General features: G+C 65.1%; 18 protein-coding genes and 1 pseudogene. 11 read left to right on the top strand and 8 right to left on the bottom strand.

Annotation, left to right across the window (positions count from 1 at the left end; translation table 11 throughout):
• Positions 1-22 precede the first annotated feature (22 nt).
• Both KQ693_RS12240 and KQ693_RS12235 read left to right on the top strand, forming a co-directional pair.
• Positions 23-520: a DinB family protein gene (locus KQ693_RS12240; protein ID WP_267261466.1), complete on the top strand. Its 498-nt coding sequence runs from the start codon at positions 23-25 to the stop codon at positions 518-520.
• Between the two features lie 38 nt (positions 521-558).
• A complete protein-coding gene (locus KQ693_RS12235) occupies positions 559-954 on the top strand; it encodes a DUF3197 domain-containing protein (protein WP_038070211.1) in 396 nt (131 codons plus the stop codon).
• Here KQ693_RS12235 and KQ693_RS12230 read toward each other — a convergent pair.
• The 8 genes and pseudogenes from KQ693_RS12230 to guaA all read right to left on the bottom strand — a co-directional run bounded on the left by KQ693_RS12230 (position 951) and on the right by guaA (position 7,340).
• Positions 951-1,814 carry a hydroxymethylglutaryl-CoA lyase gene (locus KQ693_RS12230; RefSeq protein ID WP_267261465.1) on the bottom strand — a complete coding sequence of 288 codons (864 nt, stop codon included), beginning with the start codon at positions 1,812-1,814 and terminating at the stop codon, positions 951-953. The genes KQ693_RS12235 and KQ693_RS12230 overlap by 4 nt on opposite strands.
• A gap of 4 nt (positions 1,815-1,818) precedes the next feature.
• Positions 1,819-3,501, bottom strand: coding sequence for an acyl-CoA carboxylase subunit beta (locus KQ693_RS12225; protein ID WP_267261464.1), 1,683 nt, complete (start codon positions 3,499-3,501; stop codon positions 1,819-1,821).
• A 24-nt stretch (positions 3,502-3,525) separates the two neighbouring features.
• A complete protein-coding gene (gene rnhA / locus KQ693_RS12220; protein WP_267261463.1) occupies positions 3,526-4,011 on the bottom strand; it encodes a ribonuclease HI in 486 nt (161 codons plus the stop codon).
• Positions 4,008-4,529 (bottom strand): Uma2 family endonuclease, encoded by a 522-nt coding sequence (locus KQ693_RS12215; protein WP_267261462.1) that lies wholly within the window; start codon positions 4,527-4,529, stop codon positions 4,008-4,010. The genes rnhA and KQ693_RS12215 overlap by 4 nt, the downstream gene beginning before the upstream one ends.
• Positions 4,530-4,533: 4 nt before the next feature.
• Positions 4,534-4,915, bottom strand: a pseudogene (locus tag KQ693_RS12210) (VOC family protein).
• The gene (locus tag KQ693_RS12205) at positions 4,915-5,202 is read right to left on the bottom strand and encodes a glutamine synthetase/cystathionine beta-lyase binding protein (protein ID WP_219759014.1); all 288 of its coding nucleotides are present in this window, start codon (positions 5,200-5,202) and stop codon (positions 4,915-4,917) included. The pseudogene KQ693_RS12210 and the gene KQ693_RS12205 overlap by 1 nt, the downstream one beginning before the upstream one ends.
• A gap of 54 nt (positions 5,203-5,256) precedes the next feature.
• Positions 5,257-5,829, bottom strand: a complete 573-nt coding sequence (locus KQ693_RS12200) for a Uma2 family endonuclease (RefSeq protein ID WP_267261461.1) — start codon at positions 5,827-5,829, stop codon at positions 5,257-5,259.
• Complete coding sequence (gene guaA / locus KQ693_RS12195; protein ID WP_267261460.1) at positions 5,829-7,340, bottom strand: glutamine-hydrolyzing GMP synthase; 1,512 nt, start codon at positions 7,338-7,340, stop codon at positions 5,829-5,831. Before guaA ends, KQ693_RS12200 begins: the two co-directional genes overlap by 1 nt.
• A 31-nt stretch (positions 7,341-7,371) precedes the next feature.
• On the opposite strand from guaA, the gene KQ693_RS12190 reads away from it, so the two are divergent.
• The 9 genes from KQ693_RS12190 (at position 7,372) to KQ693_RS12150 (ending at position 15,682) form a co-directional block, all read left to right on the top strand.
• A complete protein-coding gene (locus KQ693_RS12190; RefSeq protein WP_267261459.1) occupies positions 7,372-7,839 on the top strand; it encodes an S-ribosylhomocysteine lyase in 468 nt (155 codons plus the stop codon).
• Positions 7,836-8,501, top strand: coding sequence for a 5'-methylthioadenosine/S-adenosylhomocysteine nucleosidase (mtnN, locus tag KQ693_RS12185; protein WP_267261458.1), 666 nt, complete (start codon positions 7,836-7,838; stop codon positions 8,499-8,501). The genes KQ693_RS12190 and mtnN overlap by 4 nt, the downstream gene beginning before the upstream one ends.
• Before the next feature lie 15 nt (positions 8,502-8,516).
• Positions 8,517-9,440, top strand: coding sequence for a ribose-phosphate diphosphokinase (locus KQ693_RS12180; RefSeq protein WP_038070190.1), 924 nt, complete (start codon positions 8,517-8,519; stop codon positions 9,438-9,440).
• An 87-nt stretch (positions 9,441-9,527) separates the two neighbouring features.
• A complete protein-coding gene (locus KQ693_RS12175; RefSeq protein ID WP_015717808.1) occupies positions 9,528-10,148 on the top strand; it encodes a 50S ribosomal protein L25 in 621 nt (206 codons plus the stop codon).
• A 98-nt stretch (positions 10,149-10,246) separates the two neighbouring features.
• Complete coding sequence (gene pth / locus KQ693_RS12170) at positions 10,247-10,825, top strand: aminoacyl-tRNA hydrolase (protein WP_267261457.1); 579 nt, start codon at positions 10,247-10,249, stop codon at positions 10,823-10,825.
• Between the two features lie 9 nt (positions 10,826-10,834).
• Positions 10,835-11,803: a D-alanine--D-alanine ligase gene (ddl, locus tag KQ693_RS12165; protein WP_267261456.1), complete on the top strand. Its 969-nt coding sequence runs from the start codon at positions 10,835-10,837 to the stop codon at positions 11,801-11,803.
• Between the two features lie 94 nt (positions 11,804-11,897).
• On the top strand, positions 11,898-12,701 hold the full coding sequence (locus KQ693_RS12160; protein WP_267261455.1) for a carbohydrate deacetylase: 804 nt from the start codon (positions 11,898-11,900) through the stop codon (positions 12,699-12,701).
• On the top strand, positions 12,698-13,951 hold the full coding sequence (locus tag KQ693_RS12155) for an MFS transporter (RefSeq protein ID WP_267261454.1): 1,254 nt from the start codon (positions 12,698-12,700) through the stop codon (positions 13,949-13,951). The genes KQ693_RS12160 and KQ693_RS12155 overlap by 4 nt, the downstream gene beginning before the upstream one ends.
• A gap of 6 nt (positions 13,952-13,957) precedes the next feature.
• Positions 13,958-15,682, top strand: coding sequence for a glycoside hydrolase family 2 protein (locus KQ693_RS12150; protein WP_267261453.1), 1,725 nt, complete (start codon positions 13,958-13,960; stop codon positions 15,680-15,682).
• Positions 15,683-15,696 lie beyond the last annotated feature (14 nt).

Raw genomic sequence — 15,696 nt, 5'->3', positions numbered from 1 at the left:
GGGGTTAGTGTAAGCTCTTCCTATGGCCAGTCTTGCGCCTTTCCTGCAAGCCCTGGAACCCGGGGTTTCCCCGGCCGTTTCCGCCTGGATCAAGGGCCTTAAGGAAGTGGAGCTCCACCTGGACCGCTGGGCCTTCGACCTTTCCGAGGAGGGTTTTTGGTGGCGGCCCAAGGAGGGCCTGAACCCCATCGGGGGCCTGGTGCGCCACATCACCGGAAGCTCCTTGCGGCTCCTTTCCTACGCCTTCCCCCAGGAGCTTCCCGACTGGGCCAAGACGGGGCGGGAATGGGAGCTCCAGGGGGAGCCCGAGGCCAAGGAGGTGGTGGAGGCTCGCTTCCGGGAGGCTTGGGCCAGGCTCCTTTCCGCCTTCCAGAGCCTGCGGGAGGAGGAACTTGGCCAGGAGGTTCCGGTGGGCACCCAGGGTCTTAAGGCTCCGAGGGCCCATATCCTTCACCACCTGGTGGAGCATGCCCAGCACCATGCGGGGCAGATCATCTACGCCCGCAAGCTCCTGGGCTGAGGACTCCTGTCCCCGGGGGATGGCTGTAAGCTGTTCCCATGGAACGCGTTGGCCTGCGCGCTTCTCCCAGGATTACCCTCGAGGCCCTCAAGGAAGCCCTTAAGGGCGTGCGCTTTCCTGAGGCCAAGGTCTATTTCATCACCGACTGGCAGGACCGCCGGCACCAGGCCCGGTACGCCCTTCTCATCCACGGGGGCAAGAAGGACCTCCTCACCCCTGACGCCTTCGGCCCCGCCTTTCAGGGAGGGGAAGAGGCGCTTTCGGAGCTGGTTAGCCTGTTGCTGGGGCTTGGGGCCAGGAAGTTCTACGAGGCGGTGGTTTCCCCAGGGGAGCTGACGGGCCTTTTGAACCTGCCGCCAGAGGAGCTCCTTAGGCGGATCAATGCCATCGCCAACCCCACCGACCCGGGCATCTACCTGAAAAGGGCCGCCTAACCGTATAGAAGCTTAAGCCGGGCGGCTTCCCCTGCCAGCTCGGGGAGGGCTTTCAAGTCTATTCCCGTGTGGAAGCCTTTGGTTTCCAGGTAGGGGAGGACCTTTTCCGTGGGCAGGTTTCCCACCAGCTCATCCCCGGCGAAGGGGCAGCCCCCTACCCCGGCCAAGGCGCCCTCCAACCAGAGGATGCCCGCCGCCAGCACCGCCTCCACCTTGGCCAAGACCCCTTCCGGGCGGGCGTGCAGGTGGGCCCCCAGGCCCTCGGGGCCAAAGCGGGCCGCGGCCTCCCCTAGCACCTCCTGGATGCGGCTTGCCTCCGCCACCCCGTAGGTGTCCGCCAGGGCGATCTCCCTGACCCCAAGTTCCCGTAGCCGCGCGATATCCTCCAGGACCCCCTCCACGCTCCAGGGGTCCCCGTAGGGGTTGCCGAAGGCCATGGAAAGGTAAACCACCAGGCCAAGCTTTCCTTTTGTGGCCTCCACCATGGCCTTTACCAGGGGCCAGGATTCCTGCCGGGTGCGGTTCGTGTTCTTCCGCTGGAAGGTTTCCGAGAGGGAGAAGGGGTAGCCGATGGCCGTGAGGTTTGGGGCCTTAAGGGCCCTTTCCAGGCCCTTTTCGTTGGCCACTATGGCCAGATAGGTGCGGCCCTGGGGTGGGGGAAGGCTGGCCAGCACCTCCTCGGCATCCGCCATCTGGGGTACCCACTTGGGGGAAACGAAGCTGGTGAGGTCCAGATGGCGAAACCCCGCTTCCAGGAGTTTCTTTAGGAAGACTACCTTCTCCTCGGTGGGGATGAAGCGGCTGAAGCCCTGCCAGGCATCCCGGGGGCATTCCACGTAGCGGATGGGGACCTTGGCCATAGGGCTACACCTGGAAGACCCCGGTGCGGAAAGGCTCCCGCTCGGGGTTTAAGGCGCAGGCCTCGAGGGCCCGGATAAGCCACTTCCGGGTCTCGTGGGGGAGGAGGATCCCATCCACCCAAAGCCGGGCGGCGGCGTACCGGGGGTCCAGGGTTTCCTCGTAGCGGCCCTTGATGCGCTCGTAAAGCTCCTTTAGCTCCTCGTCAGAGGGTTCCTTCCCCTCCCGCCTGAGCTTTTCCACCTCCAGCTCCAAGAGGGTCTTGGCCGCCTGGGCTCCTCCCATCACCGCGTACTTGGCGCTGGGCCAGGCGAAGATGAACCTAGGGGCGTAGGCCTTGCCCGCCAGGGCGTAGTTTCCAGCTCCGAAGGAGCCTCCCAGGATCACGGTGATCTTGGGCACCACGGAGTTGCTCACGGCATTGACCAGCTTGGCTCCCCGGCGGATGATCCCCGCCTGCTCCGACTCCTTCCCCACCATGAAGCCCGTCACGTCCTGGAGGAAAAGGAGGGGGATGTTCATCTGGTTCACCTCGAGGATGAACCGGGCGGCCTTGTCCGCCGCCTCCGCGTAGATCACCCCACCCACCTCGATCCGTCCCTTCTTCTTCAGGATGAGGCGCTGGTTGCCCACGATGCCCACGGGGAAACCCCCGATGCGGGCAAAGCCCGTGACCAGGGTCTCCCCGTATCCCCCCTTGTACTCCAGAAACTCCGAGCCATCCACCAGCCGGGCGATCACCTCCCGAAGGTCGTAGGGACGGCTGCCGTCAGGGGCGATGAGGCCGTAGAGGTCTTCGGCGGGGTAAAGGGGTTCCCTGGGTTTCTTGCGCCCTTCTGCCCAGGGGGCGAGCCTGGGGGGCGGGTACAAGGCGATGAGCTGGCGGATCCTTTCTATGGCGGCTTCGTCGTTCGGCTCGTAGAAGTCCACGGTCCCCGAGACCTCAAAGTGCATGCGGGCCCCTCCCAGCTCCTCGCTGTTGACCTCCTGGCCGATGGCCGCCTTCACCAGGGCTGGGCCCGCCAGGTAGAGGCCGCTTCCCTCGGTCATGATGAGGATGTCGGTCATGACGGGGAGGTAGGCTCCCCCGGCCACGCAGTTGCCCATGATGGCGGAGATCTGGGGGATGCCCAGGGCGGACATGCGGGCGTTGAGGTAGAAGATACGGCCAAAGTCGTCCTGGTCCGGGAAGACCTCGTCCTGTAGGGGTAGGAAAACCCCGGCGGAGTCCACCAGGTACAGGGTGGGGATGCGGTTTTCCAGCGCCATGGTCTGGGCCCGGATCACCTTCTTGGCGGTGATGGGGAAGAAGGCCCCCGCCTTCACCGTGGCGTCGTTGGCGATGATCATCCAGGTCTGGCCCTGGATCTGCCCGAGGCCGGTGATGACCCCTCCGGCCGGGGCCCCGCCCCACTCCTCGTACATCCCCCACCCGGCAAAGGCCATGAGCTCGTAGAACTCCGTGCCCGGGTCTAAAAGCCTCGCAATGCGCTCCCGGGCGGTGAGGCGTCCCTTTTTGTGCTGCCGCTCTACGGCCTTGGGCCCGCCCCCTTGGCGCACCTTCTCCAGGCTTTCCCTGAAGTCCCGCACCAGGGCCACCCAGGCGTCCTTATTGGCCTTGTAGACGGGACCTTCCCGCTCCTCCGGGCGGAGCTTGCTCTCGAGGCGGCTCGTGGGCTGGCCTAGCATGGCCTTAGTATAACGTTTTTCTGCTTATCGGGGAAAAAGCGTAGCCCCCTCAGGGGAGCAAGGGGTCTGGGACAGGGCCTTTTGCCGCTGGGCCTGGTGCCTGGCCTCCCGGTCCACCCGTTCGTTCTCCGGGTGGCCGCCATGTCCACGCACCCAGTGGGCCACCACCCGGTGCCGTTTGAGCTCCGGCATAAGGGCTTCCCAGAGGTCGCGGTTTTCTATGGGCTTGCCGTCCGCCTTCCGCATCCCCCTTTTTTCCCAGGCGGGGAGCCACTCGTTTAAGGCCTTCACCAGGTACTGGCTGTCGGAGAAGAGGTGTACTTCACAGGGTTCCTTGAGCGCCCTAAGCCCTTGCAGCAGGGCGGTGAGCTCCATGCGGTTGTTGGTGGTGCAGGGCTCGCCTCCGGAAAACATTCGTTCGTGGCTGCCGTAGCGCAAAAGCGCCGCCCACCCGCCAGGGCCGGGGTTTCCCAGGCAGGCCCCATCGGTGAAAAGCTCCACCTGCTTCACGACCAGGGGATGGGCCGATGGGGGAAGGCCAGGGGGGCCTTGGCCTCGCCGGGGAAGAGGATTTCCCTAAGGCGGTAGTGGTCCTCTTGGGGATGGCGGTAGACCTCCAGGAGGTTTTCCACCAGGTTCACGATCCAGACCTCAGGGATGCCTGCTTTGGCATACAGGGCGAGCTTCCTGCGGTCGTGGTCCAGGCTGGTGTCGGCCACCTCTATGAGGAGGAGGACGTCCTGGGGCTCAGGGAGGCGCTCGCTGTACTGTTCTAGGGGGGGCTTCAGCACCTGAAGGTCGGGCTCGGGTTCGGAGTCGGGGGAAAGGCGCAGGGGACTTTGGACTAGGATCACGGCTTCGTGGCCAAATAGCTCCACCAAGCGGTGGGTTAAGCGGGCGACGGTGCCAACATGCCTAGGACCAATTGGGCTCATCTCGTAGATCTCCCCCTCGAGGAGCTCGAGGTGCTTCACCCCCTGGAAGAGGCGTTCAAACTCCCCTACCCCGAAGCGGTACCGGGTGGCCATGCCCTCATTCTAGGCCCCAGATGTCGGCGGGGGCCAGCTCCACCAGGTTTCCCGCGGGGTCGCGGGTGTAAAGGCTTTTCCCCCGGGGCCAGTCCGCCCACCAGACGGGAAAGCCCGCTTCCTCGAGCTTCTTAGCCCAAAAGGGGAGGTCCTCCTCCGCCACCTTAAAGGCCACGTGGACGCTTCCTTGGGCCCCGTGGGGGGGGAAGCTTTTCTTCCTTTGCCGCGTGATGGGGGTTGAAAACCAGAAAGACCCCCTTCCCCGCCCGGAAGAAGGCGTGGCGCGGGGGCTGGTACTGGAAGCAAGGAAGGCCCAGGACCCCCTCGTAAAAGGCCCGGGCCTTCTCCAGATCCTCGGCGTAGACGGCGGTTTCCAGAACCTCCACTACTTGAGCTTGGCGATGAGGTCAGCCACGGGGATGGCCTCGAGGGTGGTGGTCCTCACGCTTCCCCTGGCCGAGAGGTGGAGCATGGCCCGGGCCACCGCCAGGGCATCCTCCGCCTCCACGATGTTCACGAAGTCATAAGGCCCCAAAACCGCGTACTGGGCCACCACCTTGACCCCGAAGTCCCGCTCCAGCTCCCGGTTCACTTCCTTGATGCGCTCGGGGTTTTTCACCAGGGTCTCGGCGCCGTCATCCGTGAGGGTGCTGAGAACGATAAAGGTAGGCATCTTGGCCTCCTTTCCCCCTCAGGATAGCCCAGGAGTTCCAGTTCGGCAATCGAGCTAGTCTTCCTGAAGTGTTTCCAGGGAAATCCCGCTATAGACCTCCTCCAAGGAGAGGGTTCCTTGGGGGCAGGGCAAGGGTACCTCCCCTTCTGTGAAGACCTGATAGAGGATGCCCGTGGCCTTTTTTTGATAAAGCTCTATTCGCCTTTCCCGGATATCCGCCAATACATACCCTTGCAGGGAAGGCAGGGAAAGATACCGCCAAAGCTTCTCCCGCCGGTCTATACCTTCGGTGCTTGGGGAAAGGACCTCCACCACCAGGCAGGGAGCTTCCTCGTAGTAGGGGTTTTCGGGCGGGGGAGCACAAACCACCATGAGATCCGGGTAGTAGACGGTCCTTTCCCCCACCTTGAGCTTCATATCCGCCACGTAGAGGCGGCATCCCTGCCTACGGGCTAAGGGGCCCAGGAGGAGGGCCAGGTTGGTGGTTAAAAGGGCGTGAGCCCGGCTGGCCCCGGCCATGGCGTAGGGCAGGCCCTCCACCAGCTCATGCTTGGTTTCAGACCGAGCTTCCCAGGCCAGATACTCTTCCAAGGAAAGGGGTTTTAGGGCCTTGGCGGGTTCGCCCATCACTCCCATTCTATGGTGGCGGGGGGCTTGGAGGTGAGGTCGTAGACCACCCGGCCGATCTCCGGCACCCTGCGGGTGATGCGCCGGGCTGCTTCGTCCAGGAAGTCCAGGGGCAGCCTGGCCCAGTCGGCGGTCATGAAGTCCTCGGTGGTCACAGCCCTTAAGGCCAGAACGTAGCCGTACTTCCGCTCGTCCCCTGCCACCCCTACGCTCCGCACGGGGGTGAGGACGGCCAGGGCCTGGGCCACCTGGGAATAAAGCCCCCACTCCCTTAGAAGGCTTATGAAGATATCGTCGGCCCGCCGGAGGATGTCCAGTTTTTCCTCCGTGACCTCCCCCAGGATGCGCACCGCCAGGCCCGGCCCCGGGAAGGGGTGGCGCAGGCGGATAGGGTCGGGAAGGCCGAGAAGCAGGGCGAGTTCCCGCACCTCGTCCTTGAAGAGGAGCCGGAAGGGCTCGAGGAGCTCGAACTTCAAATCTTCAGGAAGACCGCCCACGTTGTGGTGGCTTTTGATCTTGGCCGCTCCCTGTTCCCCGGCGGACTCGATCACGTCGGGGTAGAGGGTCCCCTGGGCGAGGAAGCGGAAAGGGCCTGCTTCCCGGGCCACCTGGGAGAAGACCTCCACGAACTCCCGCCCAATGATCCGGCGCTTTTCCTCGGGGTCTTCCACCCCCTTAAGGGCTTTAAGGAAGTGCTCCTTGGCGTCCACCACCCGGAGGTTTACCCCAAGGGCTTTAAGGGCTCCTTCCACCTCCTCCCGTTCCCCCAGGCGCAGGAGGCCGTGGTCCACGAAGACCGCCAGGTGGTTCACCCGGGCCTTGGCCAAGAGGAGGGCCAGGGTGCTGGAGTCCACCCCGCCGGAAACCGCCAGGAGCACCCGGTCCTCGCCCACCCTTTCCCGCACCTCCTTAACCAGGCTTTCCAGCACGTGCTCCGGAGTCCAGTCCCGTTTTACCCCGGCGATCTCCAGGAAGTTTTCCAGGATCTGCATCCCCTTGGGGGTATGGGCCACCTCGGGGTGGAACTGGACGGCGAAGGTCTTTCCGTCCGGGGCTTCCATGGCCGCCACGGGGTTTTCCTCGGTTTCCGCCACCACCCGCCACCCCGGGGGAAGCTCGGTCACCGCGTCCTGGTGGCTCATCCAGACCTGGACCTCGCCCTCCAAGCCTTTGAAGAGGGGTCCCTGGTAGCGGGTGAGGAGGGCCTTGCCGTACTCTGCCCGTCCCGCGCGCTCCACCTTGCCCCCAAGCTCCTGGGCGAGAAGCTGCATCCCGTAGCAGATGCCCAAGGTGGGAAGGCCGAGGGTGAACACCCGGGGGTCGGGGCGGGGGGCATCGGGGTCAAAGACGCTGTTGGGTCCGCCGGAGAGGATTAGGGCTTGGGGCTTGTGCTTAAGGATTTCCTCCAGGCTCGCCCGCCCCGGCAGGATCAGGGAAAAGACCCGAAGCTCGCGGAGCCTTCTGGCGATGAGGCGGGTGTATTGGGAACCGAAGTCCAGGACCAGGACCATGGAAGCCAGTCTAGCAGGGTAGGATAAACCCATGGCCGAGGTGGAAAGCTTTGCCCTGGACCACACGAAGGTGAAGGCTCCTTATGTCCGCCTGGCGGGGAGGAAGGCGGTGGGGAGTGGCCTGGTGGAGAAGTACGACCTGCGCCTGGCCCAGCCCAACCGGGAAGCCCTGCCCACGGGGGCCTTGCACACCCTCGAGCACCTTTTGGCTGGCTACCTCCGCGACCACCTGGAAGGGGTCATAGACCTTTCCCCCATGGGGTGCCGCACGGGGTTTTACCTGGTGGTGGAAGGCCCTTTGGAGGAGGAAAGGGTTTTGGTGGCCTTTGAACGGGCCTTAAGGGATGTTCTCCTGCACCAGGGGCCCATTCCCGGGGCCAGCTTCAGGGAGTGCGGCAACTACCGCGACCACGACCTCCAAGGGGCCAAGGCCTGGGCAGAGAAGGTGCTGAGGGAAGGACTGAAGGTTCAGGCCACCCTTCCCCTGGAGGAAAGGTGATCGCTTTCTTTGCGGCGGAGCCCGAGGAAGCGGAGGCCTTAAGGGAGGCCTTGGGCGCGAGGGAGGCCCTCGAGGCGCCCTTTCCCCTCCATCAGGCCCCCGGGGTGCTGGTGGCGGAAACCGGGGTGGGCAAGGTGGCGGCGGCCTTGGCCGTGGCCCATGTCCTAACCCGCTTTGCTCCCAGGGAAAGTTTTTTCCTGGGGGTGGCGGGGGGCTTGGACCCCTCCCTTCGCGCCCTGGACCTCCTTTTGGCCGAGAAGGCGGTGCAGTGGGATGTGGACCTGACCCCCTTTGGTCGGGAGCCCGGAGAGACGGCCTTTGGGGTGCGCTTTTTCCCCTCGGACCCTGGCCTTCTGGCCCGGGCTGAGGTGGCGGCTTCCGCCTTAGGCTTTCCCGCCCAGCGGGGGGTGGTGGCCACGGGGGACCGGTTTCTGGCGGATAGGGAGGAGGCAAGGAGGCTGGCCCGGCTCCACGGGGCCCAGGCGGTGGAGATGGAAGGGGCCGCGGCCCTCATGGTGGCCTGGCGCTTCCGGCATCCCATGGCCTTGATCCGTGCCGTGACCGATGGGGCGGGGGAGGAGGCGGCCAGGGACTTCCAGGCCTTTTTGCAGGCGGCCTCGAGGCGGCTTGGCTTCCTGGCCCAGGCTCTTTTGGCATACTGAAAAGGGAGGGGCAAGGTGGAGATCAAGCTCTTCACGGGGAACGCCCACCCCGATCTGGCCCGGCGGGTGGCGGAAGCCCTGGGGGTTCCCTTGGGAAAGGCGGTGGTGGACCGCTTCCCCGACGGGGAGGTGAGGGTGCGCCTTTTGGAAAGCGTGCGCGGGGATGATGTGTACCTCATCCAGCCCACCAGTCCCCCGGTGAACGACCACCTGATGGAGCTCCTCCTGCTGGCGGATGCCGCCCGCCGGAGCTCTGCGGGCCGCATCAACGCCGTCATCCCCTATTTCGGCTACGCCCGTCAGGATAAGCAGACCCAGGGCCGCGAGCCCGTGAGCGCCAAGCTGGTGGCCAATCTCCTGGAAACCGTGGGGGTGCACCGGGTGATCGCCATCGACCTCCACGCTCCCCAGATCCAGGGGTTTTTCGATATCCCCGTGGATCACCTTTCGGCGGTGCGCCTTTTTGCCCGCTACCTCCAGGAGAAGGGCTATACGGAGAACGGCGTGGTGGTTTCCCCGGATGCGGGCCGGGCGGAGGAGGCCAGGCGGCTTTCCGAGAGGCTGGGCCTGCCCTTTGCCATGCTGGCCAAGCGCCGCCACGGCCCCAGGGAAACCTCCGTCACCTACGTGATCGGGGAGGTGCTGGGAAAGAGGCCCTTGATCATTGATGACATCGTTTCCACCGGGGGGACCATAAGGCGGGGGGTGGAGGCCCTCCTGCTGGCTGGGGCCTTGCCGGAGATGGTGGTCATGGCCACCCATCCGGTCCTGGTGGGGGAGGCCAGGGAAAACCTTTCCCATCCCGCCATCCGTGAGGTGATCTTCACCGATACCATTCCCTTAAGGGATGGAGGGTACACGGTGCTTTCCACCGCCGAGCTTCTGGCCCAGGCCATCCGGCACGTGCACACCAACCAGTCGGTGAGCGCGTTGATCTGAGGTGGCAGGAGGGCCGGGGGGTGTGATAAGCTTTCCCATAGTGTGCCCCTAGGGGGCCTTTGCCTTTTGGGAGGTTGAGGAGGAGACATGGAATACCGTTTGAAGGCCCAGTACCGGGAAGGGGAGAAGCCCGCCGCCTTGCGCCGGGCGGGGAAGCTCCCTGGCGTCATCTACAATAAGCACTTGAACCGTAAGGTCTACGTGGAGCTCGGGGAGTTCGACAAGGTCTTCCGTCAGGCTTCCATCCACCACGTGATCGTCCTGGAACTCCCCGACGGCCAGGAACTGCCCACCCTGGTGCGCCAGGTGAACCTGGACAAGCGCCGGCGCCGTCCCGAGCACGTGGACTTCTACGTGCTCTCCGACGAGCCCGTGGAGATGTACATTCCCCTGCGCTTCGTGGGCACGCCCCAGGGGGTGCGGGAAGGAGGCGTGTTGCAGGAGGTGCACCGGGACATCCTGGTGCGGGTTTCCCCACGGAACATCCCCGAGTTCATCGAGGTGGATGTTTCGGGCCTGGGCATCGGGGATAGCCTCCACGCCGCCGACCTCAAGCTTCCGGAAGGGGTTAAGCTGGCCATTTCCCCGGAGGAAACCATTGCTGCGGTGGTGCCTCCTGAGGATGTGGAGAAGCTTGCGGTGGAGGCCCCCGAGGCTCCTGCCGAGCCCGAGGTGATCAAGAAGGGCAAGAAGGAAGAGGAGGAGTAGTACCGTCCTGTACTTGACGGGCGGGGACCCTGGGAAGGGGATTGGCCGCTGGCGGAAGGAAGGGGGGCGTTTTCGCCCCCTTTTTGCGGAGGGCAGGAATGTTCCTGGTGGTGGGCCAGGGAAACCCAGGGGAGCGGTACGCCAGGACCCGCCACAACCTGGGCTTCATGGTCCTGGACCGGCTGGGCCTGGAGTTTCGGGAAAGGGGGGAGGCCCTCCTGGCCGAGGTGGAGGTGGAGGGGAAAAAGGGGTTTTTCCTCAAGCCCCTCACCTACTACAACCTGAGCGGCCAGGTGGTGGCTCCCCTGGTCCGCTTTTACAAGATCCCCCCGGAGCGCCTTCTGGTGGTCCACGACGAGATGGACCTGCCCCTGGGCCGCTTGCGCTTCAAGGCAGGGGGTAGCCCCGCGGGAAACCGCGGGGTGGCCTCCATCGCCCAGGCCTTGGGGACCGAGGCCTTTCACCGCCTGCGCTTAGGGATTGGCAAGCCCCCTTCCCGGGAGCTTGGGGCAGCGTATGTCCTTTCCCCCTTCCTTCCCGAGGAGTGGCCGGTGGTGGAGCGGGTCCTCGAGGCGGCCAAGGAAGCCGTGCTCTGCTGGGTGAAGGAGGGGCTTCCTCCCTGTGCGGGCCGTTTTAACGGCCTGGATCTTTCCCAGGGCTTGGGGGAAAAGGGCTAAGCTTTAGGCATGGCCGCGCCAAAGGTCCTTCTCATCGCCGGGGGAAGAAGCCCCGAGCACGAGGTGTCCCTGCTTTCCGCCCAGGGGGTTTTGGAGCACATGCCCTTTCCCACTGAGCTTGCCGTGATCGCCAAGGACGGCGGGTGGCTCCTTGGGGAGGAGGCATTTGCCGCTCTGAGGGCCAAGGTGGCCCCTATCGGCCGGCACGCCTTTCCACCCCCTTTGGATTGGAGCCGGTATGACGTGGTCTTCCCCCTGCTTCACGGAAGGTGGGGGGAGGACGGCACCATCCAAGGCTTCTTGGAAATCCTGGGTAAGCCCTACGTGGGGGCGGGGGTGGCGGCCAGCGCCCTTTGCATGGATAAGGACTTAAGCAAAAGGATTCTGGCCCAGGCGGGGATTCCCGTGGTTCCCTGGGTGGCCCTTTATCAGGGGGAGCGCCCCTTTATCCCCTTTGACCCCCCCTTCTTTGTGAAGCCCGCCAACACGGGTTCCAGCATCGGCATCCGCCGGGTGGAGCATTACGCCGAGCTGGAGGAGGCCTTGGCCGAGGCCTTCCGCCACGACCAGAAGGCGGTGGTGGAGCAGGCGCTTTCGGGGGTGCGGGAGCTGGAGGTGGGTATTCTGGGGAACATCTTTGGCGAGGCCAGCCCCGTGGGGGAGGTGCGCTACCAGGCGGCCTTTTACGACTACGAAACCAAGTACACCCCGGGCCGGGCGGAGCTTTTGATCCCTGCCCCCCTGGACCCCGGTACCCAGGAAACCGTGCAGGAGCTGGCCTTGAAAGCCTACAGGCTTTTGGGTATCCGCGGCATGGCCCGGGTGGACTTTTTCCTGGTGGAAGGGGAGGTCTACCTCAACGAGATCAACACCATTCCCGGCTTCACCCCCACCAGCATGTACCCCAGGCTTTTTGCCGCCGGGGGTCTACCTTACCCCGAGCTTTTAAGGCGGCTGGTGGAACTGGCCCTGGAGTGAGGGGCTTAACCCCTCGAGGGGCTTGGCCAAGCCCCTTTTTGCTTTTTTCCCTGGCGGTGCGCTAGGATGGAATCCGAAGGGAAAGGGGGTTTTTATGGACCTTCTGGAGCGGCTTGGGCTTCTTGGGCGGCGGGTCCTCCTCCTGCACCACGATGACCTGGGCCTGACCCATGCGCAAAACGGAGCCTACCAGGCCCTGGGATTTCCCACGGGGAGCGTGATGGTGCCGGGGGCCTGGGCCAGCGGGGTCAGGGGGGAGGATCTCGGGGTGCACCTGGTGCTCACCAGCGAGTGGCCTGCCCCCAGGATGCGGCCCCTCACGCCGGGGGAAAGCCTTCGGGACGAAGCGGGGTATTTCCCTTCTTCTCTGGAGGTTCTCTGGCAGAATGCCCGCCTCGAGGAGGTGGAGCGGGAGCTAAGGGCCCAGATTGAGGCGGCGAAAAGGCTTTTTTCCCCCACGCACCTGGACACCCACCAGGGGGCGGTCCTTCGCCCCGACCTGGCGGGGATCTACGTGCGCCTGGCTGAGGAATACCGCCTGGTGCCCTTGATCCCGGAGAGCCTCGAGGGCCTGGGGGTCCCGCCTGTATTTTTGCCGGAGCTGGAAAGGCTCATGGCCCAGGTGCCCTTCCCCAGGGTGCGCTTCCTGGACCCCTATGGCCTTCCCCCGGAGGAGCGGCTTGGCTTTTACCTGGACCTGGCCAACCTCCCCCCTGGCCTTTACTACCTGGTCCACCACAGCGCCCTCCCTACCCCCGAGGGCCGGGCCCTTCCCGACTGGAGGACGCGGGAAGCTGACTACTTCGCCCTTGCCCACCCCGAGGTGCGCCGGGTCCTTTCCGAGTTCTACCCCCTCACCTGGCGGGCCGTGCGGGAAGTCCTTTGGGGGGCGTCATGAAAAAGTGGCGCTACGCCTCAGGGCAGCTGGGCCTCACCCTGGTTTCCGAAAGCTTCGGCACCTATCTGGCCTTCTTCTATCTGGAGAAGCTCGGCCTTTCCGCCGCCTTCTATGCCTTGGCCCGCACGGTGTATGCCTTCTGGGACGCCATCAACGACCCCCTGTTTGGCCACCTTTCCGACCGCACCAAGACCCGGCTGGGCCGCAGGCGGCCCTGGCTTCTTGTGGGTGTTCCCCTGTTTCTTCTCTTCTACCTCCTGGTCTTCTGGGTGCCGGACTGGGCCCGCTCCCCTCAGGTCCTGCCCTACTACTTTGCCGTGGGCATCGTCCTTTATGAAACCATGGCCACCGTGGTCTGGACCAACTACGGGGCCCTCTTCCCGGAGATGTTCCGGGGCCTTGGCGAGAGGGCGGGAGCCGCGGCCTTGAAGCGGGGCACGGAGCTTTTTGGCCTGATCCTGGGAATCGCCCTGGCCCCCTTGGTCTATGCCCAGGTGGGGTTTCTGGGCATGGCCCTCCTCTTCGCTGGGCTTGCCCTTATGGCCTTCTCGTGGTTCTTCCCGGGCATCCAGGAGGACCCCAGGGCGGAAAGCGGCCTGGGGCTAAGAGAGTCCTTCCGGCTGGTCCTGGCGAACCGGGCCTTCTGGGTGGCGGCTTTGGTGGGGCTTCTCTTTGAGTTCGGGCGCATGGTGATCCAGACGGGGATGGCCTTCTATGCCAAGCACAGCCTGGGCCTGCCGGAAGGGGCCACCACCTTTCTTTTCGCCGCCGTTTTCCTGGTGGCGATACCCTCGGTCTTCCTCTGGGGCCGGCTGGCAAGGACCCTGGGGGGCAAGAGGGCCTGGCGGCTCGCCCACCTCCTCATGGGCGTGGCGGCCTTGCTCCTTTTCCTTCCCCAAAGCCTCCTTCCCGCCATCCTGGTGGGCGCCCTGGTGGGGGTGGGGTTTGCCGGGGTGCGGGTCACGGGGGAGGTGGTGATGGCCAAGGTCATTGACCTGGACGCCGAGAGGACGGGCACCCGGCGGGAAGGAGCCTACTACAGCCTGGTGGGGCTTTTTGGCCGGGCCTCGGGGGCCTTGGTGGGGCTTTCCTTCGCCCTCCTTGGACCCCTTTTCGGGTACGTGAGCGGGGAAAATCCCGGGCCGAACCCGGGCTTGGCCTTCCGCTTCCTGGTGGCGGTGATCCCGGGGGTGGCCATCCTGCTGGCCTACTTCCTCGCGGCCCTTTTCCCCCATGAGATCAAGGAGTAGGGTCTTATGAAGCTGGACCCCAATCATCCCAGGCCCACCCTCCAGCGCCCGGGTTGGAAGAGCCTCGAGGGCCCGTGGAACTTCTCCTTGAACGAGGCCGAGGACCCCAAGAAGGTGCGCTTTGACCGTACCATCCGGGTGCCCTTTCCTCCCGAGTCCCCGGGTAGCGGCGTGGGCGAGCCCTGGGTGCAGGTGGCCTGGTACCGGAAGGTCCTAAGGATTAGGCCCAGGCCCGGCCTTCGGCTTTTCCTGCGCTTCGGGGCGGTGGACTACCGGGCGGAGGTCTTTTTGAACGGGGCCCGGGTCCTGGAACACGAAGGGGGGCATACCCCCTTCGGCCTGGAGCTCACCTCCTTCCTGGGGAGGCCCTTAGAGGTCCTGGTGCGGGCGGAGGACGACCCCTCGGATCCGGAAAAGCCTAGGGGCAAGCAGGCCCTGGGGGAGCCCGAGGGCATCTTCTACCCGAGGACCACAGGGATCTGGCAGCCGGTTTGGCTGGAATGGGTTCCGGAAAGCCACATCGCCTCCCTTCGCCTCCGCCCGGACCTCGAGGCCCTGGGCTTCCACCTGGAGGTCCAGGCCGTGGGGGAAGGGGATGCGGTGGAGGTGGCCCTTTTCCCGGGGGTGCGGGGGGAGGTTTTGGGGGAAAAGCCTTGGCTAGAAGCCCGTTTTCCCCTCGTGGGCGGGCTTGCCCGGGGGTTTTTGGGGCTTCCCCTAAAGGGAGAGGCGGGGGCAATCCTTTGGCGCCCGGAGAATCCGGTGCTTTTCCCCTTGCGCCTCCGCCTCCTCGGGGGAAGGCGGGTTCTGGATGAGGTCTACTCCTACGGGGGCTTAAGGGAAGTTTCCGCCCGGCAAGGGGTTTTCTTCCTCAACAGGGAGCCCTACTACCCCAAGCTGGCCCTGGACCAGGGGCTTTGGCCGGAGGGGCACTTAGCCCCGCCTGGCCTCGAGGCCCTCAGGCAGGACATCCTCCTGGCCAAGGCCCTGGGCTTTAACGGGGTGCGCAAGCACCAGAAGCTGGAAGACCCCCGCTACCTCCACCTGGCGGACCGGCTAGGGCTTTTGGTCTTTGCCGAGATGCCAAGCTTCTTCCGCTTCTCTCCCAGGGCCGCCCGGCGCTACCTGGCCGAGCTGGTGGCGGCCTGGGAGCGGGACCACAACCACCCCAGCGTGGTGGCCTGGGTCCTTTTCAACGAGAGCTGGGGCCTTTGGCCTTGGGGGCCTGAGGCTCGCTCCTTCCTCCAGGGCGTGTTTTTCCTGGCCCGCTCCTTGGACCCCACGCGCCTTTTGGTGGATAACGACGGCTTTGAGCACGGGTCCTTTTGGGACCTCTACACCGTGCACGACTACGCTCCCCCTGAGGTCCTTGCCCGCCGCTACCGCCAGAAGCCCTTTCCCCTCGCCCCCATGGGCCGGCCCCTTTCCTGGGAGGCTCTTCCTGAAGGGGTGCGCCCCTTCCTTTCCGAGTTCGGGGGTGTGAGGCTCAAGGGCTCCACCCCGGGCTGGGGGTACCGGGAGGTGGAGGGGGAGGAGGCCTTCTTGCAGGAGGTGCTCCGTTATTTGGAGGTGGCCTGCGAAAGCCTCCTGAGCGGGTTTTGCTACACCCAGCTCTACGACACCTTTCAGGAGGAAAACGGGCTTTTGGACTTCTGGCGCAGGCCCAAGGTGCCCCCGGAGAGGATGCGGGCTTTCCTGGAGGGGTGCGAGGCCAGGCGGGTGCTTTGGGAGTAGGCTATGGGTGGACC

This window comes from Thermus brevis (assembly GCF_026427635.1).
In the GTDB taxonomy this organism is placed as follows: Bacteria; Deinococcota; Deinococci; order Deinococcales; family Thermaceae; genus Thermus; species Thermus antranikianii.
The sequence above is the reverse complement of the archived record's forward strand: the minus strand, read 5'-3'. Positions and strand labels throughout refer to the sequence as shown.

What these genes read in the sequence shown, in the direction of transcription:
- KQ693_RS12240 (WP_267261466.1), top strand. Translation starts at nt 23, where the DNA reads ATGGCCAGTCTTGCGCCTTTCCTGCAAGCCCTGGAACCCGGGGTTTCC.
- KQ693_RS12160 (WP_267261455.1), top strand. Translation starts at nt 11,898, where the DNA reads ATGGACCTTCTGGAGCGGCTTGGGCTTCTTGGGCGGCGGGTCCTCCTC.
- KQ693_RS12225 (WP_267261464.1), bottom strand. Translation starts at nt 3,501, where the DNA reads ATGCTAGGCCAGCCCACGAGCCGCCTCGAGAGCAAGCTCCGCCCGGAG.
- KQ693_RS12155 (WP_267261454.1), top strand. Translation starts at nt 12,698, where the DNA reads ATGAAAAAGTGGCGCTACGCCTCAGGGCAGCTGGGCCTCACCCTGGTT.
- KQ693_RS12190 (WP_267261459.1), top strand. Translation starts at nt 7,372, where the DNA reads ATGGCCGAGGTGGAAAGCTTTGCCCTGGACCACACGAAGGTGAAGGCT.
- guaA (WP_267261460.1), bottom strand. Translation starts at nt 7,340, where the DNA reads ATGGTCCTGGTCCTGGACTTCGGTTCCCAATACACCCGCCTCATCGCC.
- KQ693_RS12175 (WP_015717808.1), top strand. Translation starts at nt 9,528, where the DNA reads ATGGAATACCGTTTGAAGGCCCAGTACCGGGAAGGGGAGAAGCCCGCC.
- KQ693_RS12205 (WP_219759014.1), bottom strand. Translation starts at nt 5,202, where the DNA reads ATGCCTACCTTTATCGTTCTCAGCACCCTCACGGATGACGGCGCCGAG.
- KQ693_RS12150 (WP_267261453.1), top strand. Translation starts at nt 13,958, where the DNA reads ATGAAGCTGGACCCCAATCATCCCAGGCCCACCCTCCAGCGCCCGGGT.
- KQ693_RS12200 (WP_267261461.1), bottom strand. Translation starts at nt 5,829, where the DNA reads ATGGGCGAACCCGCCAAGGCCCTAAAACCCCTTTCCTTGGAAGAGTAT.
- pth (WP_267261457.1), top strand. Translation starts at nt 10,247, where the DNA reads ATGTTCCTGGTGGTGGGCCAGGGAAACCCAGGGGAGCGGTACGCCAGG.
- KQ693_RS12235 (WP_038070211.1), top strand. Translation starts at nt 559, where the DNA reads ATGGAACGCGTTGGCCTGCGCGCTTCTCCCAGGATTACCCTCGAGGCC.
- ddl (WP_267261456.1), top strand. Translation starts at nt 10,835, where the DNA reads ATGGCCGCGCCAAAGGTCCTTCTCATCGCCGGGGGAAGAAGCCCCGAG.
- KQ693_RS12230 (WP_267261465.1), bottom strand. Translation starts at nt 1,814, where the DNA reads ATGGCCAAGGTCCCCATCCGCTACGTGGAATGCCCCCGGGATGCCTGG.
- KQ693_RS12215 (WP_267261462.1), bottom strand. Translation starts at nt 4,529, where the DNA reads ATGGCCACCCGGTACCGCTTCGGGGTAGGGGAGTTTGAACGCCTCTTC.